Origin of the sequence: uncultured Sphingomonas sp. (assembly GCF_964244265.1) — a bacterium.
Classification (GTDB): Bacteria; Pseudomonadota; Alphaproteobacteria; order Sphingomonadales; family Sphingomonadaceae; genus Sphingomonas.
Window position 1 is genome coordinate 1 of sequence record NZ_CAXTHV010000012.1, and the last position, 20,031, is coordinate 20,031.

Below are 20,031 nucleotides of genomic sequence, written 5' to 3' on the forward strand. Positions count from 1 at the left end.
TATGGCGGCGTGACTCACAACCAATGGCCTCCGGCAAACCCGGGGCGGTTCAATGCAGGTCATCGCGAACAACGAGGGGCGCCGCTATCTGGCGGCGTCGCCTCTCGCCACGGTAAACGGGTCAGCTCAGCAGGCGGCATGGGCTACTGCGATATACGCGGCGCAAAACTATTCGAACATCCTCTCATCCCGGTACGATATGTCGAATCCGATCGCACAGGCGAACGTTTTCATTATGCGAGATAATTATAGCACCGTGCCATAGAACGGACTTTCCCCTCTCGAGATTTATGGTCCGTTCAACGCCCCCGGAAGTCCTAACCATTATATCAGGCCTTTTAAGGATCCTCCGTATGCCCATTGACCATTGGTATGTCATCGTGTGGTTTCAGCCGCTCCATCGGGATATGTTCAAGAAGGCCTTGTGCCGCTTTGCTTTGCACGCCCCGAAAACAGCGGAAGTGCAAACGGCGCGCCGTTCAGAATCTCTTTGGAAGGCGAGTATACCGATGCCACGATCACCGGTGGTTTCGGGGCGTGTCTTTGGACGCTTCCCGGCCGCCACCGGGTCAAGGTCACTTGGCTCGGCGGCGGCGTACTTGTCGATACGGTGGTGTTCGTCCCCAAACCACGCGGGCTAAAGCTGAACATCTGCATCGCCCTTCCAAAAAAACCGGGGCGAGGGCCGGTGCCGGTGGGGTGGGCGCTCCGCCGTGACGGGGAGAAATGCCTCGGCACATACATGGAGTGATCGCGACGTGGATGCAACGGTATCGCCGTCTGGCCTTGCCCGCGTTGCCGGTCGATCCCCTATCCTCGCTGCCGGCAACGGCGGCGAGGATCAGGGGGACCGCGCAGGCATTTGGCTCGCCACTCGCCTGCGTCGGGCTCGAACAGACCGTACAGGCACTGATCGAGGAACGCTGTCCGACCGGATCACGCGCAAGCCCTTCTATCGCCCGGCCCTGGAGCCTGCCTTGCTCGGGTGCTGGGATGCGATCGGCACGGCATCTTTCCTGGACGAAAACCTGCTGGATTTCGTGTCGGTGATCCGCGGCGCGGATGCCGAGATCAGGCAGAGCGAGGGTTGCGCCGGCGGGGACGGCGACAACGGCGTGCTGTTCGAAAAACCCGATGGGTGGACGGGATGAAGCGTCTGTATGCCGCTGGCCTGCCGCCGGTGACCGAGGCCGTTGCGGTCTACGCGCACACCGTTTTCGCGCACCCCTTTCGCGACGGCAACGGACGGCTGGCACGCGCGCTCATCTACGGGCCGCTTCGGCGGGGCGGATTGGTTTCAAGTCCGTGTCTCGGCCTTGGCCCGACGTTCGACCTTTGCCGCCGCCCGCTTGCCTTCGCGACGCTTGCGCTGTCGGAACGAGCCGATTGGCCGCGCTACGTGGCGGACGCTGGAGAAGATCCTGAGCCTGTGCGCCGCGCATGCTGATCAGGCCGTCGCAATTCGATCCTGCAACGAGGCGAGATTGCCGGGTTAGCAGCCTGAAGCGAGCCGGGCAGAGAAGCGCGGCAACCAGCTATGCCGCCACCTTCGCCCGGCTCGCCTTCTTCCGCTCGTGCGGATCCAGATACCGCTTGCGCAGCCGGATCGACTTGGGCGTCACCTCGACCATTTCGTCGTCGTCGACATAGGCGATCGCCTGTTCCAGCGTCATCCTCCGGGGCGGGGTCAGGCGGATGGCGTCGTCCTTGCCGCCCGACGCGCGGAAGTTGGTCAACTGCTTGGCCTTCATCGGATTGACCTCCAGGTCGTCCGGCTTGGCGTTCTCGCCCACGATCATGCCCTCGTACAGCGCTTCGCCATGCCCGACGAACAGGACGCCGCGCTCCTCGAGCGGACCGAGCGCATAGCTGTTCGCCTCGCCCGATCCGTTGGAAATCAGCACGCCGTTCTTGCGGCCCTCGATCCTGCCCTTGTGCGGGCCGTATTTCTCGAACAGCCGGTTCATGATGCCGGTGCCGCGCGTATCGGACAGGAATTCGCCGTGATAGCCGATCATCCCGCGGCTCGGCGCCGAGAAGGTGATGCGCGTCTTGCCGCCGCCCGAGGGGCGAAGGTCGGTCAGCTCGGCCTTGCGGATCGCCATCTTCTCGACGACCGTGCCCGAATGTTCGTCGTCGACGTCGATGATGACGGTCTCGTACGGCTCGGTCCTGTTGCCCTGATCGTCCTCGCCGAACAGCACGCGCGGGCGGCTGATGCCCAGTTCGAAGCCCTCGCGGCGCATCGTCTCGATCAAGACGCCGAGCTGGAGTTCGCCGCGCCCCGCGACCTCGTAGGAATCGCGGTCGGCGGCTTCGGTCACCTTGATCGCGACGTTCGATTCGGCCTCGCGGAACAGGCGGTCGCGGATCATCCGCGACGTCACCTTGCTGCCCTCGCGGCCCGCCATCGGCGAATCGTTGACGGCAAAGCGCATCGAGAGCGTCGGCGGGTCGATCGGCTGGGCGTGGAGCGGATCGGTGACGCTGGGATCGCAGATGGTGTTGGAGACGGTGGTGGTGGTCAGCCCCGCAATCGAGATGATGTCGCCGGCATTGGCTTCGTCGACGGCCACGCGCTCGAGCCCGCGGAAGGTCATGATCTTCGACGCGCGGCCGGTTTCGACCACCTTGCCGTCATTGTCGAGGCTGTGGATCGGCATGTTGGTCTTGACGCTGCCCGAAAACACCAGCCCGGTCAGGATCCGGCCGAGGAAATTGTCGCGGTCGAGCAGCGTCACCAGGAACTTGAACGGCCCGTCGGGGTCGGCCGAGGGCGGCGGCACATGCTCGACGATCTTCTCGAACAGCGGCGCCAGCGTGCCTTCGCGCACATTATGGTCGGCATTGGCATAGCCGTTGCGGCCCGAGGCGTAGAGCACGGGGAAATCGAGCTGCTCGTCGGTCGCCTCCAGGGTGACGAACAGGTCGAACACTTCGTCCAGCACGTCCTGGATGCGTTCGTCCGGACGGTCGATCTTGTTGACGACGACGATCGGGCGCAGGCCCAAAGCGAGCGCCTTGCCGGTGACGAACTTGGTCTGCGGCATTGCGCCTTCCGACGCATCGACCAGCAGGATCACGCCGTCGACCATCGACAGGATGCGCTCCACCTCGCCGCCGAAATCGGCGTGGCCGGGCGTGTCGACGATGTTGATCCGGATATGCTCGTTGCCGCCCGGGGGCGCCCACTCGACCGACGTGCATTTGGCCAGGATCGTGATTCCGCGCTCCTTTTCCAGGTCGTTGGAATCCATCGCGCGCTCTTCCACGCGCTGGTTGTCGCGAAACGTGCCCGACTGGCGGAACAGCTGGTCGACAAGGGTCGTCTTGCCGTGATCGACGTGGGCGATGATTGCCACGTTGCGGAGGCTCATGGAAATTCCCGGTATGCGTGAGTAAGGAGGGTCGGGCGCGCCAATAGCCGAAATGACGCAGTGCGGAAAGGGGTGGCTCGGTCGGCGGCCGCCGCTACGTGCGTGGGCGCGGGACGGCGGCAACAGCGCAGCGGCGCAATCCCTATGGCAGCCATGGTGTGTTATCTATATATGACGGTTGAAGATCGGCCGCGGGCACGGCACAAAGCGTTGCCCGCGACGGGATGCTGTTGGAGGACATGATGGCGACGACCGCCCCTGATACCGTTACCGTCCAGCCGCCGCTGGTACTTACGCCGCCCGATCCCGTGCCCGCGGTGATGCCGGCGGCGTCGGTCGGGCTGGTGCCGGTCGACGACGCCAAGAAGAGCGAATTGGTCAAGCGCGTCGACGGCTTCATCGACGACCTCGTGGCCCAGGACGTCGACAGCCCTGAATTCGGCAAGCGTGTCGATGCGATCACGGCGATGGGCCAGAAGGAGATACGCGAGGCCGCCGGCCAGTCGAATCGCTTCCTCGACCGCCCGGTGCGCGCGATGGACAAGGAAAGCGGCGTCGGCGCCGACCTGGTCGCATTGCGCCTGACGATCGAGAAGCTCGATCCCGGCAACAACGGCAAGTTCTTCACCTCGCGCGGACTGCTCGACAAGGTCTTCGGCACCAGGCTGACCGGCTATTTCGACCAGTATAAATCCTCGCAGAACCACATTTCGGCGATCCTGAAGAGCCTTGCCTCGGGCAAGGACGAACTCCTCATGGACAATGCGTCGATCGATACCGAACGCGCCAATCTGTGGACCGCGATGGGGCGGCTGGAACAGATGATCTTCCTCGCCAAGACGATGGACCAGCGGCTGGAGGACAAGGCGCACGACCTCGACGCGACCGATCCCGCCAAGGCCAAGGCGATCCGGGAGAGCGCGCTGTTCTACACCCGCCAGCGCGTCCAGGATCTGCTGACGCAGATGGCGGTGTCGGTACAGGGCTATCTGGCGCTCGATCTGGTCAAGAAGAACAACGTCGAGCTGGTAAAGGGGGTGGATCGCGCGTCGACCACCACCGTCTCGGCGCTGCGCACCGCGGTCACCGTGGCGCAGGCGCTGACCAACCAGAAGCTGGTGCTCGACCAGATCACCACGCTCAACACCACCACCGCCAACATCATCGATTCTACGGGCAAGCTCCTGAAGTCGCAGACCGCGCGGATCCACGAACAGGCGGCCGCTTCGACCATCCCGGTCGACATATTGCAGCGCGCTTTCCAGAACATCTACGATACGATGGATTCGATCGACGCGTTCAAGCTCAAGGCGCTCGATTCGATGAAGGTCACGGTGACCGCGCTGACCAGCGAAGTCGAGAAGTCGCGCGGCTATATCGCGCGCGCCGAGGGCCAGGCGCAGGCGCAGCTGGCGGGACCGGCGGCGACGTTCAACCTGGAATCGGTCGATGGCTAGTTCCGACGACACGCTGTCGCGCGCCGGGGACGTGTTGAACCGGATGTCCGACACGTATCGCGCCGGGCCGGGTCGCCGTGCGCGCGAACGTGACATCGGCCGCCGACTGACCCGCGCGGCGATCGCCGACGCGGCGATCGTGGCGATCGCGATCATCGTCGGGCTGGCGGTGGGGCCAATCGGCATATTCGGGTTCCTGGCGATGATCGTGACGATGATCGTCGCCACGATCGTCCTGCTGGCGATGCCGGCCACGCGCGCGCCGACGCCTGAACGGCTGCGCTCGGTCGAGCTGAAGGCGCTGCCCGCGCAGACCGGACGGTGGCTTGACGCGCAACGGCCGGCGCTGCCGGCACCGGCGATCACGCTGGTCGATCAGATCGGGCTGAAGCTCGACGCGCTGATACCGCAACTGGCGACGTTGCCCGAAAACACGCCGGCCGCCGACGAGATCCGCAAGCTGGTCGGCGAACAGCTGCCCGATTTCGTCAAGGGCTATGCGGCTGTCCCTGCCGCCCTGCGCGGGGTGCCCCGCAACGGCCGGACGCCCGATGCGCAACTGGTCGAGGGCCTGACCACGATCAGCCGCGAGATCGGCGAGATGTCGGCGCAATTGGCGACCGGCCAGCTTGACGCGCTGGAAACGAGGGGACGGTATCTGGAGATCAAATATCAGGGCGATGGGGTGTCCTGAAGTCTGTTTGAAAACGTACGGAGGGCACGTTTTGGCGGCACCGCACGAAACTCGCTCTTCCGCGAGTTTTCAAACGGACCCCGATCAGTCGCCGCGCGCCAGGATCAACACCCTTCAGCGCGGCTTGCCCAGCCCGGAAACCGCGCGATCGCGCAGTCGCTCGACCGCGGCGTGGTGGATGCCGGGCGCGCTCGCCAGCACGCCGAACGCTTCGGCGCGGGGGGTGTTGAACCGCAATTTCCTGCCCAGCGCGTCGGTCACGCGCGCACCGGCTTCCTCGGCGATCAGGACCGCGGCGGCGACATCCCATTCCTTGCCCCAGCGCAAGGTCGCGAGCAGGTCGGCCTGGCCGGCGGCGACCATGGCGATGCGCAGCGCGATCGAATTCGGCTTGGCGACCGCGACCAGATCGCGGTCGGCCTTTGGCAAGGCATCAACTGGGGTGCGTGCGCCGGCCAGCATCATACGGTCAACAACCGTAATGGCACGGCCGTTCAGCGTGGCACCCAGGCCGCGCGCCGCCACCCAGCTTTCGCCCCGCGCCGGCGCCTCCAGCACGCCGATAATCGGCCGGTCGTCCTCTACCAGCGCCACCGAGATCGCCCATCCGGGGCGGTCGCGCAGATAGTCCCGGGTGCCGTCGATCGGATCGACCACCCAGGTCCGGCGACAGGCGAGCCGGTCGGTAGTGTCGGCGGTTTCTTCCGATAGCCAGCCGGCGTCCGGATCGAGCGCGTACAACCGGTCGCGCAGCACCATGTCGACTTCCAGGTCGATTGCGCTGACCGGGTGTCCGGGAACCTTTTCCCAGCGCTCGAAGGGCTCGGACCACCGCCGCATCGCCAGCGCGCCCGCCTCGGCCGCAATCGCGGCGACGGCGGTGATCAGGTCAGCCGCCGGCAATGGTCATGCCGTCGACGCGGAGGGTCGGGACGTTGGTGGCATAACGGAATTCCAGATCGTTGGCGGCGGTGAGGCTGCGGAACATGTCCTTCAGGTTGCCGGCGATGGTGAATTCGGCGACCGGCCCGGCGATCTCGCCATTCTCGATCACGAAACCCGCCGCGCCGCGGCTATAGTCGCCGGTAAGGCCGTTGACCCCCTGGCCGATCAATTCGGTCACGAACACGCCGTGCGCGATGTCGGCGATCAACGCCGCCGGGCTGGCAGCGCCCGGAACCATATAGGCGTTGCTGGTTCCGACACCCGGCGCGCCGGGGCCGCCGCGCGTGGCGTGGCCGGTCGGTTCCAGCCCGAGCTGACGGGCCGAGGCGGAATCGAGCAGCCATGTCTCCAGCATGCCGTCGTCGACCAGCAGCACCGGCGACACCGCCCCGCCCTCGCCGTCGAACGGCCGCGAGCGCAATCCGTGGGGGCGATGCGGATCGTCCCGGATCGCGATGCCCGGGGCGAACACCCGCGTGCCCAGGCAATCCCGCAGGAAGCTGGTGCCGCGGGTGATCGCGGGTCCTGCGATCGCGCCGATCAGATGGCCGATCAGCGACGCGCCGACCCGGGGATCGAATACCACCGGCATCGGTCCCGACGCCAGTCGGCCGGGATCCAGCCGGGCGACCGCGCGCTCGCCGGCGCGACGGCCGATCGACTCCGCGCTTTCAAGGTGCGCGCGGTGACGCGCCGAATGGTGGGCGTAATCGCGCTCCATGCCGCCGCCGGTGCCCGCCAGCACGCTGGCCGACAAACCGTGGCTGGTCGTGGCATAAGCGCCGGCAAAGCCGTGGCTGGTGGCGAGCGCGATCACGCCGCGGGCGGCCGAGGCGCCGCCGCCTTCGCTGTTGGTGACGCCGGGGACCGCGCGCGCGGCATCCTCGACGGCGAGCGCCGCCTCCTTCAGCATTGCCGGCGACGGATCGGTGCGATCGGCCAGATCGAGATCGGGCGGGGCGCCGTGCATCAGCCGCGCTTCGGGAGCAAGGCCGGCCCAGGGATCCTCGGGCGCCTCGCGCGCCATCGCGACGGCGCGTTCGACCAGTTGATCCATCGCCGCCGACGACAGGTCGGACGTCGAGACCGACGCCGAGCGGTGTCCGACGAACACGCGCAGGCCGAGCTCCTCTTCTTCGGATCGGCCGACATCCTCCAGCGCGCCGAGCCGCACCGATACCTCGATGCTCGCCGCGGCATGAACGATGGCGTCGGCCGCGTCGGCCCCGGCAGCGCGGGCGCGGGAAACGATGTCGGCGGCGCGGTCGCGTGCGGTATCGGTTGTCAGCATCCGCGCGACTTAGGGCGCAGTTCCATAAAAGGGAAGGAACGGGTCACCCGCTCGTCTGCCCGACCACGAACCATGCCGCGAACACCAGCAATCCGGCGAGGCGGTTCGACCGGAAGCGGGCGAGCGCGCCGGCACCGTCGCCGGGGTCGAGCGTCGCCACTTGCCAGCCAAGATGCGCCGCGGCCGGCAGCAAGGATGCCAGCGCCAGCGGGTCGGGGCGGACCAGCCACAGGGAGGCGCTCCACAGCAGCACGGCGACGCCATAGAAGACGGCGACGCCCTGCCGCACCCGGGCGCCCAGCGCCAGCGCCGACGAACGCACGCCGACCAGCGCGTCGTCCTCGCGATCCTGCAGCGCATAGATCGTGTCATAGCCGATCACCCAGGCGATGGCGCCGGCATAGAGCAGCAGCCCGGGCGCGGTCAGCGCACCCGCCATCTCGCTCCACCCGACCAGCGCCCCCCAGGAAAAGACGATGCCCAGCCAGGCCTGCGGCCACCAGGTGATACGCTTCATGAACGGATAGGCGGCAACCGGGGCAATGCTCGCCACCGCGACGATCGCGGCATGGGCATGGAGCTGGATCAGCACCACGACGCCGACCAGGCACAGCACGCCCAGCCAGATCCAGGCGGCCCGCACCGACACCATGCCGCTGGCGATCGGACGGTGGCGGGTGCGTTCGACGCGCGCATCGATGTCGCGATCGACGATGTCGTTATACACGCAGCCGGCGCCGCGCATCGCCACGCTGCCCAGCGCGAACCAGGCGATCAGGTCCCAGCGATCGATGGCGCCACCCGCCAGCGCGATCGCCCAGGCGCCCGGCCAGAACAGCAATTGCCAGCCGATCGGCCGATCGAACCGCGCGAGCAGGGCGTATCCGCGAACACCGGGCGGCAGCGCGCCGGCCAGCCCGCGATGCTGGCTGTCGGGCACGATGTCGGGCGGTGGCGTCATCGCCAAGCCCTATCGCGCGACCGACTGCCGCGCCAGCGCCGCGCTTTGCCCCAACAAAGTCATGTTCTACAGGCACCCCGAACACGGGGGATTGTGGCTGGAGTTGGCATGAAGACGTTCCTGATCCCCCTGTCGTCGGTCGCGGCCCTGTGCCTTGCCGCCGGCGCATCGCTGCCGCCGACGACGGCGATGCGGGCCGTACCGGCGGCGGATCCCGCGACCGCGCCGGCGCCCTCGGCACCCGGTGGCTGGACGGGCGTGTGGCGCAACATGAAGAACACCATCCACATCCGCGCCACGCGGTGTGGCGTCGGGATGTGCGGCGTCGTCATCTGGGCCAGCGACAAGGTGAAGGCCGACGTCGCGGCGAGCGGGCGCACGATGATCGGCATGGAGCTGTTCCGCGACTTTCGCCGCGCGGACGGCAGCCGCTGGAAGGGCAAGGTGTTCGTCCCCGATATCGGCCGCACGCTGTCGGGCACGATCGAGGTTACCGACCCCGACAGCATCACCGCCTCGGGCTGCCTGATCCTCGGACTGGGCTGCAAGACGCAGCATTGGAAGCGCGTGTCCTGAATACCGTGATCGCGCGTTGACGGCGGATGGTCCATCTGTCGGTCGCCATCGCCCGCTTTGCCGAGGCGCTGTTCTGGAGCATTGCCCAGGCGGCGGGGCTCGCGCTGGTCGGCGGCCTCCTGGGGCTGGCGGCGTTGGTGATGGCGTGGCGATCGATCTGCCGCGTGCGATCGGGCGCTAGGCACCACGACTGACCGCGGCTAGGACAGCCGCGATGCCCGCCACTCCCGCCTGGCCGCCACGTTCGACACCGCGGCTGTTTGTCGATATCGAACTCGCGCCGGGGTCGATTACGATCAGCGGCGCCGCGGCAAAGTATCTAATCGCAGTAATGCGAACCAAACCCGCCGACCCGGTCAAGCTGTTCGACGATCGCACCGGCGAATGGCTGGGGGTCGCCGGCCCGGTCGGCCGGCGCGACCTGATCCTGGATATCACCGAGCGGTTGCGCCCGCGCGAGCCTGTGCCCGATCTGTGGCTGTGTGCTGCCCCGCTAAAGAAGGGGCGAATCGACTGGCTGGTCGAAAAGGCCTGCGAGCTAGGCGTCGCGCGGCTGGTGCCGGTGATGACGCGGCGCGCTGTGGTCGACCGCCTCAATCTCGGCAGGCTGCGCGCCCACATGATCGAGGCGGCTGAGCAATGCAATCGCACAGCGTTGACCGAGATCGCCGCGCCGGTGAAGCTTGACGCGATGCTCGGCGGCTGGCCCGCCCAGCGGGCGCTGTTCTTCGCCGACGAGGCGGGCGGCGCACCGGCGGGTGAGGCGATGAACACGCGGCACGGGCCGGCGGCGATCCTCATCGGGCCGGAAGGCGGTTTCGATGATGCCGAGCGCGCGGCGATCCGCGCCTTGCCTCAGGCGGTCGCCATCAATCTGGGCCCGCGCATCTTGCGCGCCGATACCGCGGCGGCGGCGGCGGTCGCGCTGTGGATGGCGGCGGCGGGCGACTGGGCCTAGCCTCCACAAATGCTGAACCGGGTGCTCAACTACTTGAAATGCAACCATCGCCTATGGTTAACCGTACCTGCTACCGATCCGAAAGAGGTTGGAGGACGTGGCGGTCAAGGAGCAGGATTGGAGCAGCTTGGGGCGAACCCAGGCACTGATCGAGCAGATCGTCGGCACCGGCTGGGGGCCGCCGGCGGCACTCAAGTCTCGCCCGAGCACCACCAGGAAAACAGCGGGCAGCGTACCCGCGCTGGTTGGATGTGCGTTGATGGCGGCCGGCCTGGTGGTCGGGGCCTTGCTGCGGCACGATGCGGTCCCGTCATCGGCTTCTGTTTCGCCGGTCGATAATCCGTTGATCGTGGCCCCGCCAATAGTTACGCCGCCGACCGCTAGACTGCCGGCGCCGGTTGCCGAGGCTATCCCATCGCCGGCGATCGTCCCCGACGTCGAGCCTGTCGTGCTCCCGCCAAGACCGCTGCCGGCCAAGCGGCGGACTCGCAACGGTGTCCGGCTGGCCGAAACCAGGCCGAGGATACAACCGGGCGCCGCGCCCGTTACGCGTCACCGCAGCGGCGGATCGTCGAGCTGGATCCTGGAGCCGCTGAGCGGTGCGGCGTTGCGTGCGGCACTGGTTGAGGACAAGCGTACCACCGAACGGCTCAACCGCGATGAGCTGGGCCGGCTGGACAAGAAACGGTGACGGCGTAAGCAGCTCCGGCAGGTAAGCCTGAAAACAAGCCTAGCGCGCCAAGCGGGGGGCGCCTAAGTCGCTCGTCATGACTACCAGGACCGTCTCCGACAGCAACGCGCGGGTGGTGGGGGGGCGTGACCAGCTGATTAGATATTTCGCGGGCGGGGAAAAACCGATTGAGCGGTGGCGGATCGGTACCGAGCACGAAAAGTTCGTTTATTCGGTCGGCGATCGCCACGCGCCGTCATGGGATGAGCCCGGCGGCATCCGCGATCTGCTGCTGGGGCTGACCGCTTATGGCTGGCAGCCGGTCGAGGAGAACGGCAAGGTGATCGCGCTGACCGGGCTGGACGGATCGGTCAGCCTGGAGCCCGCGGGTCAGTTCGAACTGTCGGGCGCCCCCCTCGAGAACCTGCACCTGACGTGCGCCGAGACCGGCCGGCATCTGGAGCAGGCCAAGGCGATCGGCGATCGCCTCGGCCTCGGCTTCCTGGGGCTGGGAATGTGGCCGGACAAGGCGCGCGACCAGCTGCCGGTCATGCCCAAGGGGCGCTATGCGATCATGCGGCGGCACATGCCGCGGGTCGGCGGCCTGGGGCTCGACATGATGCTCCGGACCTGCACCATCCAGGTCAACCTCGATTACAGTTCCGAGGCCGACATGGTGAAGAAGTTCCGCGTCGGGCTGGCGTTGCAGCCGCTGGCGACCGCCTTGTTCGCCAATTCGCCGTTTACCGAGGGCAAGCCCAACGGCATGCTGTCGTTCCGCAGCCATATCTGGTCGGACACCGATCCCCACCGCACCGGCATGCTGCCGTTCGTGTTCGAGGACGGCTTCGGGTATGACCGCTATGTCGATTATGCGCTCGATGTGCCGATGTACTTCGTCTACCGCGACGGTCGCTACATCGACGCCGCCGGCCTGAGCTTTCGCGATTTCCTGAAGGGCGACCTGTCCGTGCTGCCCGGTGAACTGCCGACGATGGAGGATTGGGCGGACCATCTGTCGACCGCCTTTCCGGAGGTGCGGTTGAAGACCTTCCTGGAGATGCGCGGTGCCGATGGCGGGCCGTGGAACCGGATTTGCGCGCTGCCGGCCTTGTGGGTCGGGCTGCTCTATGACCAGGGTGCGCTCGATGCGGCATGGGACCTGGTCAAGCGCTGGTCGATGGACGATCGCGAGGCGCTGCGCGACGCGGTGCCCCGGCTGGCGCTCGACGCGCCGCTGCCGGGCGGCGGCAAGTTGCGCGACATTGCGGGGGCGGTGCTCGACATCGCCCATGCCGGGCTGGCGGCGCGCGACCGCACGGATGCCGGCGGCGCCAACGAGACCGGCTATCTGGAGCCGCTGCGCGCGGTGGTGCGGACCGGCAAGGTGCCCGCCGAACTGCTGCTCGACCGCTATCATGGCGCCTGGGACGGCGACGTCGCCCCGGTCTATGACGAAATGAGCTTTTAGAGTCTGATCCACGTTCGTGGAAGCGGTACCGGCCCGCTCCCCCACCCGACCGCCCACAATGTATCCTGATTGGGCGGTCGGGTGGGGGAGCGGGCCGGCACCGACCCGATTCAGCTTTGCTGAATCACACGCTATACGGCGGTACGCTGGCCGCCCAGCCACCCGAAGAAGCGTGGAATCATGCCGTTGCGTGTCATCCAGTCGCTATAGGCGCGATAATCGGGATCGAGACCCAGATGGCGTTCCTCGGTGCGGGCGCGCCAATAATAGATGCCCGCGACCGCCGCCATCAGCACACAGGTGCGCAACGCGTCGACCAGGCTGCCGGTGGTCAGGAACGGGATGGTCTCCAGCAGCCAGAACAGGTTCTTCGACAGATAGGCCGGGTGCCGCGAGAAGCGGTACGGCCCATGGGTCAGGATGCCGCGATGCGTCAGGTTGGAAAAGCGCAGCCCGAACGCGATCGTGGCCCAGGCATAGATCGCGGTCAGCGCGACCAGCATCGCTCCCCAGGTCGCCAGCACCACATCGTGACCGGCAAACCAATGCGTCCAGTCGGCGGTGCCGGGATGATAGTCGAGCGGCCCGTTATTGCCCATCAGGACGAATGGCGGATAGCAGATCAGCGCCGCCATCCAGGCCGCCGCGAACGGATTGGCGGTGCGGATATGCGTGTCGAGCGGGCGCAGCGCGACGATGTAACCGGCAGTCGCGAAGGCGACGTCGATCATGAACATGAAGGTGATCAGCCAGTTGGCCAGCGCCACCGGATGGTACAATACCTGCGCCAGGTCGCCGCGGATGAAGTCGCGGAATCCGGGCGGCACGATCGACAGCATGAAGGCGGTGAAGAACATCTTCACCGCCCAGCTGCGCAGATGGTTCCAGATTGCCTCACGGTCGATGGTCTCGTCGAGCCCCATCAGCCAGGCGCCGAGCGACCAGCAGCCGTCGCGCGGCTCGACCAGCCGGCGATCGAGCCAGATCGTGTACGGGATGGAAGCGACGAACAGGAAAGGCGCAGCCCATTTGAAGCACCACATGGCGAACGGAAAGCCGCCATAATTCCAGTCCCAATAGAAGCGGCCGGTGGCATAGATGGCGGCGATCCCCGCCCAGGTCAGCCACAGGCCGGCAAGCTTGGTCAGGCTGAGGTCGATCGTTTCGCGCCAGGGCCGCGGATTGTCCCAGTCTATGCCGGTCGAGCGGTGACGGTGGACCTTGTCGACGAACACCGACCACAGCACCATCGGCAAGGCGCAGGCAACGACGTTGACCAGCGCGGCATAGGGTCCGTCCATGCCGAGCCACCGCGCCACCCCGACCCACGCCAGCAGTCCGGCCAGCCCCGCGACGCCGACGCCCATGGACACCGCCGATCGCGGTCGCGGCTCGGCCTTCGCGGCATTCCCCAGCGCAGCGTCGTGGAACATGGCGACGACTGCTAAGGGTTAATGGTAATCGTCGGGTTAAGCATCACGCGGGTTCCGACCTCCCCAGAGGCGCGCCCGTCTTGCGCCCGACTGACCAAGCCGCTACCCCGCGCGGCGGCCACGCGGGTATAGCACAATGGTAGTGCAGCAGCCTTCCAAGCTGAATATGCGGGTTCGATTCCCGCTACCCGCTCCACCCGCCACCGCGGTTTGGCAAAGCTGAATCGCGGCCGAGGCGGCTCGGCCGCACATTTAGGCTCGGCCGCACACTTATTCGTGGCTGCGGCCGAAATCGGGGGCGGGATCGTCCTGACCCTGTTCGACGATCGAGCGGCGGATCGCGCGGGTGCGGGTGAACAGGTCGTGCAGCTCGTCGCCCTTGCCCCAGCGGATCGCCCGCTGCAACGCGGACAGATCCTCAGAGAAACGTTGCAGCATATCCAGCACGGCGTCCTTGTTCGACAGGAACACGTCGCGCCACATCGTCGGGTCGCTGGCGGCGATGCGCGTGAAGTCGCGGAAACCGCCGGCCGAATATTTGATCACTTCCGACCGGGTGATCTCCTCCATGTCGGATGCGGTGCCGACGATCGTATAGGCGATCAGGTGGGGCAGGTGGCTGGTAATCGCCAGCACGCGATCGTGATGGTCGGGGGCCATCGTCTCGATCTGGGCGCCCAGCCGCCGCCAGAATTCGGCGACGCGCTGGACGGCCGCGCCGTCGGCGCCGTCGGGCGGGGTCAGGATGCACCAGCGTCCGCGGAACAGGCTGGCAAAGCCGGCTTCGGGCCCGCTGCGCTCGGTGCCGGCGACCGGATGCGCGGGAACGATCGTCGCGCCGGGCAATGCGGCCTGAAGCGCGGCGAGCACGCCGGCCTTTGAGGATCCGACGTCGCTGACCACCGCTTCTGCCGGCAAATCTTCGGCGATCGCGCGCGCCACCTGGTCCATCGCGCCGACCGGCACGCACAGGATCACCAGATCGGCATGGGTCACCGCCGCGCCCGGCGTGTCGCTGACGTCGTCGCACAGCCCGAGCGCCGTCGCCGTCGCGCGCACCTCGGCATCGGCATCATGCCCGGTCAGCCGTACCGTCGGCATCTGCCGCCGCGCCGCGCGCGCGATCGACGAGCCGATCAGTCCGAGACCGATGATGGTGACGCGCGAGAAAGGGAGCATCAGCCGGCCCGTTCGACCATCGCGCGCAACGCCGTCACGACGCCCCGCATCTCCTTTTCGGTGCCGATCGTGATGCGCAGGGCGTGGGGCAGGCCCTGGCCGGGCAGCCAGCGGACGATATAGCCTGCCTCCATCAGCCCCTTATACGCCGCCTCGGCGGTCAGCCTGCCGGCTCGGCCGGCTGCCTGTGGCCGCCGCTCGGGACCGGCCTCGAACAGCACCAGCACGAAATTGGCCTGGCTCGGCACCGCGCGCAGCCCGGCATTGCCCAGACTGGCGATCTCGCCGGCGAACCAGCGGCGCCACTCGGCATTGTGCGCGCGCATATGGTCGACGAAGCCGGTGTCCCCCAAGGCGGCGATCGACGCCGCCGTACCCGCTATGGTGATCGAAAAGGGCAGCCGGATACGGTGCATCGCCTCGATGATCGGCGCGGCGGCATAGCCCCAGCCGATCCGCTCCGCGGCCAGGCCATACATCTTTGAAAAGGTGCGGGTGACCAGCACATTGTCGGCGCGTTCGGCCAGCGCCATCCCGCCGTCATCGGCATCGCCAACGATATATTCGGCATAGGCATGGTCGAGCACCAGCAGGATGTCGGGGCGCAGCTCGGCATGCAGCCGTGCGATCTCTTCCCTGGTCGAATAGGTGCCGGTGGGGTTGTTGGGATTGGCGACATAGACGATCCGCGTGCGGTCGGTGACGCACGCCAGGATCGCGTCGACATCGGTCGCATAATCGGTATCGCGTGCGATCACCGGCACCGCGCCGACGCGCCGCGCGGCGATGTCGTACACCGAGAAACCGTAGCGGACATAGATCACCTCGTCGCCCGGCCCGGCGAACGCGCCCGCGGCGAGGTGGAGCACCTCGTCCGATCCGTTGCCATAGATGATCCGGGCGGGATCGAGGCCGTGCTTCGCCGCCAGTGCCTCGCGCAATTCGGCGGCGCCGGCGTCGGGATAGCGTTCCAGCCTTCCCGCCGCCTCGGCAAAGGCGGCTCGGGCGGCCGGGCTGGTGCCAAGCGGGTTCTCGTTGGACGACAGCTTTGCCACCGTGCGGCCGTCGTCGGTGGTCGACCGGCCGGGCACGTAGGGCGCGATGCCCATGATCCAAGGCTTGGGGAGCGGACGGGACATGGGCTGGGCCTATGCGCGGTTGGCTGTCGCCTTGGCAAGCGCGGCGCTATCGCGTTATTGATTGCATTGGACGGCGAGGGGGGAACATGAGGGGATCGACGGGCCTGTGGCATGCGCTGGAAACCGCGCGCGAGATCAACCTGGCCGAAGCCGGCGAGGCGTGCCCGGTCGCTGGCCGTGACGGCGAGACGCGGCGCGGCGTGCTCAAGGCGCTGGCCGCCGCCAGCGTGATCGCGGCGTTGCCGAGGCCGGCACGCGCCGCGCCGATCCGCGGACCGGTGGCGATCATCGGCGGGGGCATCGCCGGTCTGTCCGCGCTGTGGCAGCTGGCCCAAGCGGGGATCGACGCGCATCTCTATGAGGCGCGTCCGCGCACCGGCGGGCGGATGTTCACGCTGCACGACGGCGCCACGGCGGTCGAGATCGGCGGGCAGCTGGTCAATACCGACCATGCCGACATGCATGCCTTGACCAAGGCATTCGACGTCGCGCTGATCGACCGCAAGGCGGGCGACCATCGAACCGCCGTGCTGGGCGGCGGCGCGGAGATCCCCGAGGCGCGCCTGGTCGAGGGGCTGCGCGGGATCGCCGGGCAGATCGGCAGGGATGCCGACCGCCTCGACCAGGATTATGCCGGCGTGGCGCCGCTGCTCGACCGCCTGTCGTTCACCGGCTATCTCGATCGGCACGCCGGGCTGATGCCCGATCCGTGGGTGCGGCGCCTGATGGAGGCGACCGCGCGGACCGAATATGGCGTCGAGCCCGGCGAGGCATCGGCAATCGAGCTGATCTTCAACATGCCGACGGTGGACGGCACGCGGATCGACGTGCTGAGCAACAGCGACGAACGGTTCCTGATGGCCGGCGGCAGCAGTTCGCTGATCGCGGCAATGACCGCGCGGCTGCAACCGCATATCTCCACCGCCAAGGTCTGCACGCGGATCGATCCGCGCGGCGGCGGGGTGCGAATCGGGTTCGCCGACGGCAGCCATGTCGATGCCGGTGCGGTGATCGTCACCACGCCCGCGGCGGTGACCCGGCGGATCGCATTCGGCGGGCCGCTGCCCGCTTTGTGGCGGCGGTTCATCGCCGAGGTCACCCTCGGCAAGGTCGGCAAGATCAATGCCGAGATGACCGCGCGTCCCTGGGAGGCGACGTTCGGGCGGGGCGGTGAATTGTGGCAGACCGATGCCGCGCGGGGCACCGCCCTTGGCTGGGACAGCGGCATCCGGCCGTCGACGGGGGCGGGCAGCGTCTGGACCTGGTTCCTCGGCGGCGACGAGGTGGCGCGCGCCGATGCCGCCGACGCCCACGCGCTGGCGCTGAAGTTCGCGCGGGATGCGGAAGCCGCGGCGCCCGGCATGGCCGCGGCGACGGGCGCGCGGACCTGGCGCACGGCCTGGCATCGCGAGCGCCATACCGGGGGCGGCTATGTCAATTTCAGCCCCGGCCAGCTGACGCGTTTCGCGCCGCTGATCTGGACGCAGAACAAGGACGGCATGCTCGCCGAGCAGCCCGTATCGGCGGCGCCGATCTGGTTTGCCGGCGAGCATCTGTCCGATGCCTATCCGGGGTACATGAACGGTGGTGCACAGACCGGGCGCTGGGCGGCCGAGGCAGTGATTGCGGCGAGCAGCCTGAAGCGCGCGGCTTGAGTCCGGCAGCGGCCGCGCCTACTGGCCGCTCCATGTCCGACGACCAACGCTTCGGCCTGTCGCGCCATGCGACGTTGCCGGGGCCGCTCGCGCTCGACGGCGGCGTCACCCTGTCGCCGGTCGAGATCGCGTACGAGACCTACGGCACGCTGGCGGCGGATGGCGGCAATGCCGTGCTGGTATGCCACGCACTGACCGGCGACCAGCATGTCGCGAGCACCCATCCGCGCACCGGCAAGCCCGGCTGGTGGACGCGGATGGTCGGCGCGGGGCGGCCGATCGATCCCGCCCGCCATTTCATCGTTTGCGCCAATGTCCTGGGCAGCTGTCTCGGCTCGTCGGGGCCGGCAACGGTCAACCCGGCGACCGGGGCGCCCTGGTCGATGGCGTTCCCGGTCATCACCATCCGCGACATGGTGCGCGCTCAGGCGATGCTGCTCGACCATCTCGGCGTCGACCGGATCGTCGTGGTCGGCGGGTCGATGGGGGGGATGCAGGCGTTGAGCTGGCCCGCGACTTTCCCGGCGCGCGTGACCAAGGCGGTCGTGATCGCCGCGACCGCGCGCCACACCGCGCAGAACATCGCCTTCCATGAGGTCGGGCGCCAGGCGATCATGGCCGACCCCAAATGGCGCGGCGGAGACTATTACAGCTCGGGCGACCCACCGGCCGCCGGCCTGGCGGTGGCGCGGATGGCGGCGCACATCACGTACCTTTCCGAAGCCGGGCTGACCGACAAATTCGGCCGGCGCCTGCAGGCGCGCGAGGCCAAGTCGTTCGGCTTCGACGCCGACTTCCAGGTGGAGAGCTACCTGCGCCACCAGGGGCTGAGCTTCACCGACCGCTTCGACGCCAATTCCTATCTCTACATCACCCGCGCAATGGACTATTTCGACCTGGCCGAGGAGCATGGCGGACTGCTCGCCAATGCCTTCCGGGGCACGCCCACGCGATTTGCGCTGGTCAGCTTCGATACCGATTGGCTCTATCCCACCGCCGAATCGCGGATCATCGTCCACGCGCTCAACGCGGCCGGCGCCGCGGTCAGCTTCGTCGAGCTGTCGAGCCCGTATGGCCATGATGCCTTCCTGCTCGACGCCCCCCACCTTGACCGCGTCGTCGACGGCTTCCTGAGGGCGGCATGATCGACCTCGACGACGACAGGGCGCGGCTCGACGTGGCGCGGGTGCATTGCTGGCTCGCATCGAGCTATTGGTCTCCGGGGATCGAACGGACGACGGTGGAAAAGGCGATCGCCGGGTCGCATTGCCTTGGTGCCTATGACAGCTGCGAGCAGGTCGGGTTCGCGCGGATGATCACCGATCGTGCGACCTTTGCCTGGCTGGCCGACGTCTGGGTCGAGGACGGCATGCGCGGGCAGGGGCTGGGGCGGCGGATGGTCGGCTGGTTCGTCGAGCGGCCCGATTATCGCGACATTCGCCGGATGGCGCTGGTTACCGCCGATGCGCACGGCGTCTATGCCGCGCTCGGCTTCCACCCTTTGCTCCGCCCCGCCCGCTTCATGGAGCGGCTGGGACCGGGCATCGCCGAGATGCTGCGGGCAGCGCCCCGATGAGCCTGCGCGCCGACCTGGCAGTGATTGCGGCCAATGTCGCGACGGGCACGCGCGTCCTCGACATCGGCTGCGGCGACGGCGCGCTGATGGCGGCGCTGCGTGACGGGCGCGGGGTCGACGCGCGCGGGCTGGAGCTTGATGCCGACGGCGTTGCGCGGGCCGTCGCCCGCGGGCTGTCGGTGGTACAGGGCGACGCCGACACCGACCTTGCCGAATATCCCGACAAATCGTTCGACTATGCGATCCTCAGCCAGACGCTCCAGACCACGCGCGCGCCAGACATGGTGCTCGACCATCTGCTCCGGATCGGGCGGCGTGCCTTCGTTTCCTTCCCCAATTTCGCGCATTGGCGGGTGCGCATGTCACTGCTGTGGGGCGGGCGGATGCCGGTGACGCGGACCCTGCCGGTTGCATGGTATGCAACGCCCAACATCCACCATGTCACGATCGACGATTTCCGTGCCTTCGTCCGCGACCGCGGCATCACAGCGGAATGGGCATGGTTCCTGTCGGGCGACCAGCGCACCGGAGCGACGATGGCGAACCTGTTCGCCGAGCATGCGATATTCCTGTTGCGACGATAGACACCGCCGGAAATCCCGCCTGCGCAAAGCATGACGCGGCGCTTGCGGCCACGCAATGCCCCGCT

At 67.7% G+C, this 20,031-nt stretch carries 22 protein-coding genes and 1 tRNA gene; 16 read left to right on the forward strand and 7 right to left on the reverse strand.

Going from position 1 to position 20,031, the window contains the following annotated elements:
- The 4 genes from ACFE7K_RS06580 to ACFE7K_RS06595 all read left to right on the forward strand — a co-directional run.
- On the forward strand, positions 1-246 hold a 246-nt coding region (locus ACFE7K_RS06580), incomplete at its 5' end, for a hypothetical protein (RefSeq protein WP_375397381.1).
- A gap of 136 nt (positions 247-382) precedes the next feature.
- On the forward strand, positions 383-751 hold the full coding sequence (locus tag ACFE7K_RS06585) for a hypothetical protein (RefSeq protein WP_375397382.1): 369 nt from the start codon (positions 383-385) through the stop codon (positions 749-751).
- Between the two features lie 226 nt (positions 752-977).
- Complete coding sequence (locus tag ACFE7K_RS06590; protein ID WP_375397383.1) at positions 978-1,151, forward strand: hypothetical protein; 174 nt, start codon at positions 978-980, stop codon at positions 1,149-1,151.
- On the forward strand, positions 1,148-1,447 hold the full coding sequence (locus ACFE7K_RS06595) for a Fic family protein (protein WP_375397384.1): 300 nt from the start codon (positions 1,148-1,150) through the stop codon (positions 1,445-1,447). Before ACFE7K_RS06590 ends, ACFE7K_RS06595 begins: the two co-directional genes overlap by 4 nt.
- A gap of 88 nt (positions 1,448-1,535) precedes the next feature.
- On the opposite strand, the gene typA is transcribed toward ACFE7K_RS06595, so the two are convergent.
- Positions 1,536-3,377, reverse strand: coding sequence for a translational GTPase TypA (typA, locus tag ACFE7K_RS06600; RefSeq protein WP_375397385.1), 1,842 nt, complete (start codon positions 3,375-3,377; stop codon positions 1,536-1,538).
- A 242-nt stretch (positions 3,378-3,619) separates the two neighbouring features.
- Between typA and ACFE7K_RS06605 the strand changes: the two genes are divergently transcribed.
- The gene (locus ACFE7K_RS06605; RefSeq protein WP_375397386.1) at positions 3,620-4,834 is read left to right on the forward strand and encodes a toxic anion resistance protein; all 1,215 of its coding nucleotides are present in this window, start codon (positions 3,620-3,622) and stop codon (positions 4,832-4,834) included.
- Positions 4,827-5,528: a hypothetical protein gene (locus tag ACFE7K_RS06610; RefSeq protein ID WP_375397387.1), complete on the forward strand. Its 702-nt coding sequence runs from the start codon at positions 4,827-4,829 to the stop codon at positions 5,526-5,528. The genes ACFE7K_RS06605 and ACFE7K_RS06610 overlap by 8 nt, the downstream gene beginning before the upstream one ends.
- A gap of 114 nt (positions 5,529-5,642) precedes the next feature.
- On the opposite strand, the gene ACFE7K_RS06615 is transcribed toward ACFE7K_RS06610, so the two are convergent.
- From ACFE7K_RS06615 to ubiA, 3 genes are read right to left on the reverse strand one after another with little or no spacing between them, the layout of a single operon-like run.
- Positions 5,643-6,431, reverse strand: a complete 789-nt coding sequence (locus ACFE7K_RS06615) for a 3'(2'),5'-bisphosphate nucleotidase CysQ (RefSeq protein WP_375397388.1) — start codon at positions 6,429-6,431, stop codon at positions 5,643-5,645.
- Positions 6,418-7,764 carry a TldD/PmbA family protein gene (locus ACFE7K_RS06620; RefSeq protein ID WP_375397389.1) on the reverse strand — a complete coding sequence of 449 codons (1,347 nt, stop codon included), beginning with the start codon at positions 7,762-7,764 and terminating at the stop codon, positions 6,418-6,420. Before ACFE7K_RS06620 ends, ACFE7K_RS06615 begins: the two co-directional genes overlap by 14 nt.
- A 43-nt stretch (positions 7,765-7,807) precedes the next feature.
- On the reverse strand, positions 7,808-8,725 hold the full coding sequence (ubiA, locus tag ACFE7K_RS06625; protein ID WP_375397390.1) for a 4-hydroxybenzoate octaprenyltransferase: 918 nt from the start codon (positions 8,723-8,725) through the stop codon (positions 7,808-7,810).
- A gap of 108 nt (positions 8,726-8,833) precedes the next feature.
- On the opposite strand from ubiA, the gene ACFE7K_RS06630 reads away from it, so the two are divergent.
- The 5 genes from ACFE7K_RS06630 (at position 8,834) to ACFE7K_RS06650 (ending at position 12,400) form a co-directional block, all read left to right on the forward strand.
- Entirely contained in the window at positions 8,834-9,301 is a 468-nt protein-coding gene (locus ACFE7K_RS06630; RefSeq protein WP_375397391.1) for a DUF2147 domain-containing protein, read from the forward strand.
- 26 nt (positions 9,302-9,327) lie between these two features.
- Positions 9,328-9,495: a hypothetical protein gene (locus ACFE7K_RS06635; RefSeq protein ID WP_375397392.1), complete on the forward strand. Its 168-nt coding sequence runs from the start codon at positions 9,328-9,330 to the stop codon at positions 9,493-9,495.
- A gap of 20 nt (positions 9,496-9,515) precedes the next feature.
- Complete coding sequence (locus tag ACFE7K_RS06640) at positions 9,516-10,259, forward strand: 16S rRNA (uracil(1498)-N(3))-methyltransferase (protein ID WP_375397393.1); 744 nt, start codon at positions 9,516-9,518, stop codon at positions 10,257-10,259.
- A 97-nt stretch (positions 10,260-10,356) separates the two neighbouring features.
- Complete coding sequence (locus ACFE7K_RS06645) at positions 10,357-10,950, forward strand: hypothetical protein (protein ID WP_375397394.1); 594 nt, start codon at positions 10,357-10,359, stop codon at positions 10,948-10,950.
- A 76-nt stretch (positions 10,951-11,026) separates the two neighbouring features.
- Positions 11,027-12,400 carry a glutamate--cysteine ligase gene (locus tag ACFE7K_RS06650; protein WP_375397395.1) on the forward strand — a complete coding sequence of 458 codons (1,374 nt, stop codon included), beginning with the start codon at positions 11,027-11,029 and terminating at the stop codon, positions 12,398-12,400.
- A gap of 131 nt (positions 12,401-12,531) precedes the next feature.
- Here ACFE7K_RS06650 and ACFE7K_RS06655 read toward each other — a convergent pair whose 3' ends face one another.
- Positions 12,532-13,767, reverse strand: a complete 1,236-nt coding sequence (locus tag ACFE7K_RS06655) for a methyltransferase family protein (protein ID WP_375397469.1) — start codon at positions 13,765-13,767, stop codon at positions 12,532-12,534.
- A 188-nt stretch (positions 13,768-13,955) separates the two neighbouring features.
- Between ACFE7K_RS06655 and ACFE7K_RS06660 the strand changes: the two genes are divergently transcribed.
- Positions 13,956-14,029 (forward strand) — tRNA-Gly (locus ACFE7K_RS06660).
- A gap of 74 nt (positions 14,030-14,103) precedes the next feature.
- Here ACFE7K_RS06660 and ACFE7K_RS06665 read toward each other — a convergent pair.
- Positions 14,104-15,012 (reverse strand): prephenate/arogenate dehydrogenase family protein, encoded by a 909-nt coding sequence (locus ACFE7K_RS06665; protein ID WP_375397396.1) that lies wholly within the window; start codon positions 15,010-15,012, stop codon positions 14,104-14,106.
- On the reverse strand, positions 15,012-16,151 hold the full coding sequence (gene hisC, locus ACFE7K_RS06670; RefSeq protein WP_375397397.1) for a histidinol-phosphate transaminase: 1,140 nt from the start codon (positions 16,149-16,151) through the stop codon (positions 15,012-15,014). The genes ACFE7K_RS06665 and hisC overlap by 1 nt, the downstream gene beginning before the upstream one ends.
- A gap of 86 nt (positions 16,152-16,237) precedes the next feature.
- On the opposite strand from hisC, the gene ACFE7K_RS06675 reads away from it, so the two are divergent.
- The 4 genes from ACFE7K_RS06675 to metW are packed head-to-tail and all read left to right on the forward strand — an operon-like array spanning position 16,238 to position 19,966.
- Complete coding sequence (locus ACFE7K_RS06675; RefSeq protein WP_375397398.1) at positions 16,238-17,806, forward strand: flavin monoamine oxidase family protein; 1,569 nt, start codon at positions 16,238-16,240, stop codon at positions 17,804-17,806.
- Between the two features lie 32 nt (positions 17,807-17,838).
- Positions 17,839-18,951, forward strand: coding sequence for a homoserine O-acetyltransferase (locus ACFE7K_RS06680; RefSeq protein ID WP_375397399.1), 1,113 nt, complete (start codon positions 17,839-17,841; stop codon positions 18,949-18,951).
- Entirely contained in the window at positions 18,948-19,382 is a 435-nt protein-coding gene (locus ACFE7K_RS06685; protein WP_375397400.1) for a GNAT family N-acetyltransferase, read from the forward strand. The genes ACFE7K_RS06680 and ACFE7K_RS06685 overlap by 4 nt, the downstream gene beginning before the upstream one ends.
- Positions 19,379-19,966: a methionine biosynthesis protein MetW gene (metW, locus tag ACFE7K_RS06690; RefSeq protein ID WP_375397401.1), complete on the forward strand. Its 588-nt coding sequence runs from the start codon at positions 19,379-19,381 to the stop codon at positions 19,964-19,966. Before ACFE7K_RS06685 ends, metW begins: the two co-directional genes overlap by 4 nt.
- Positions 19,967-20,031 lie beyond the last annotated feature (65 nt).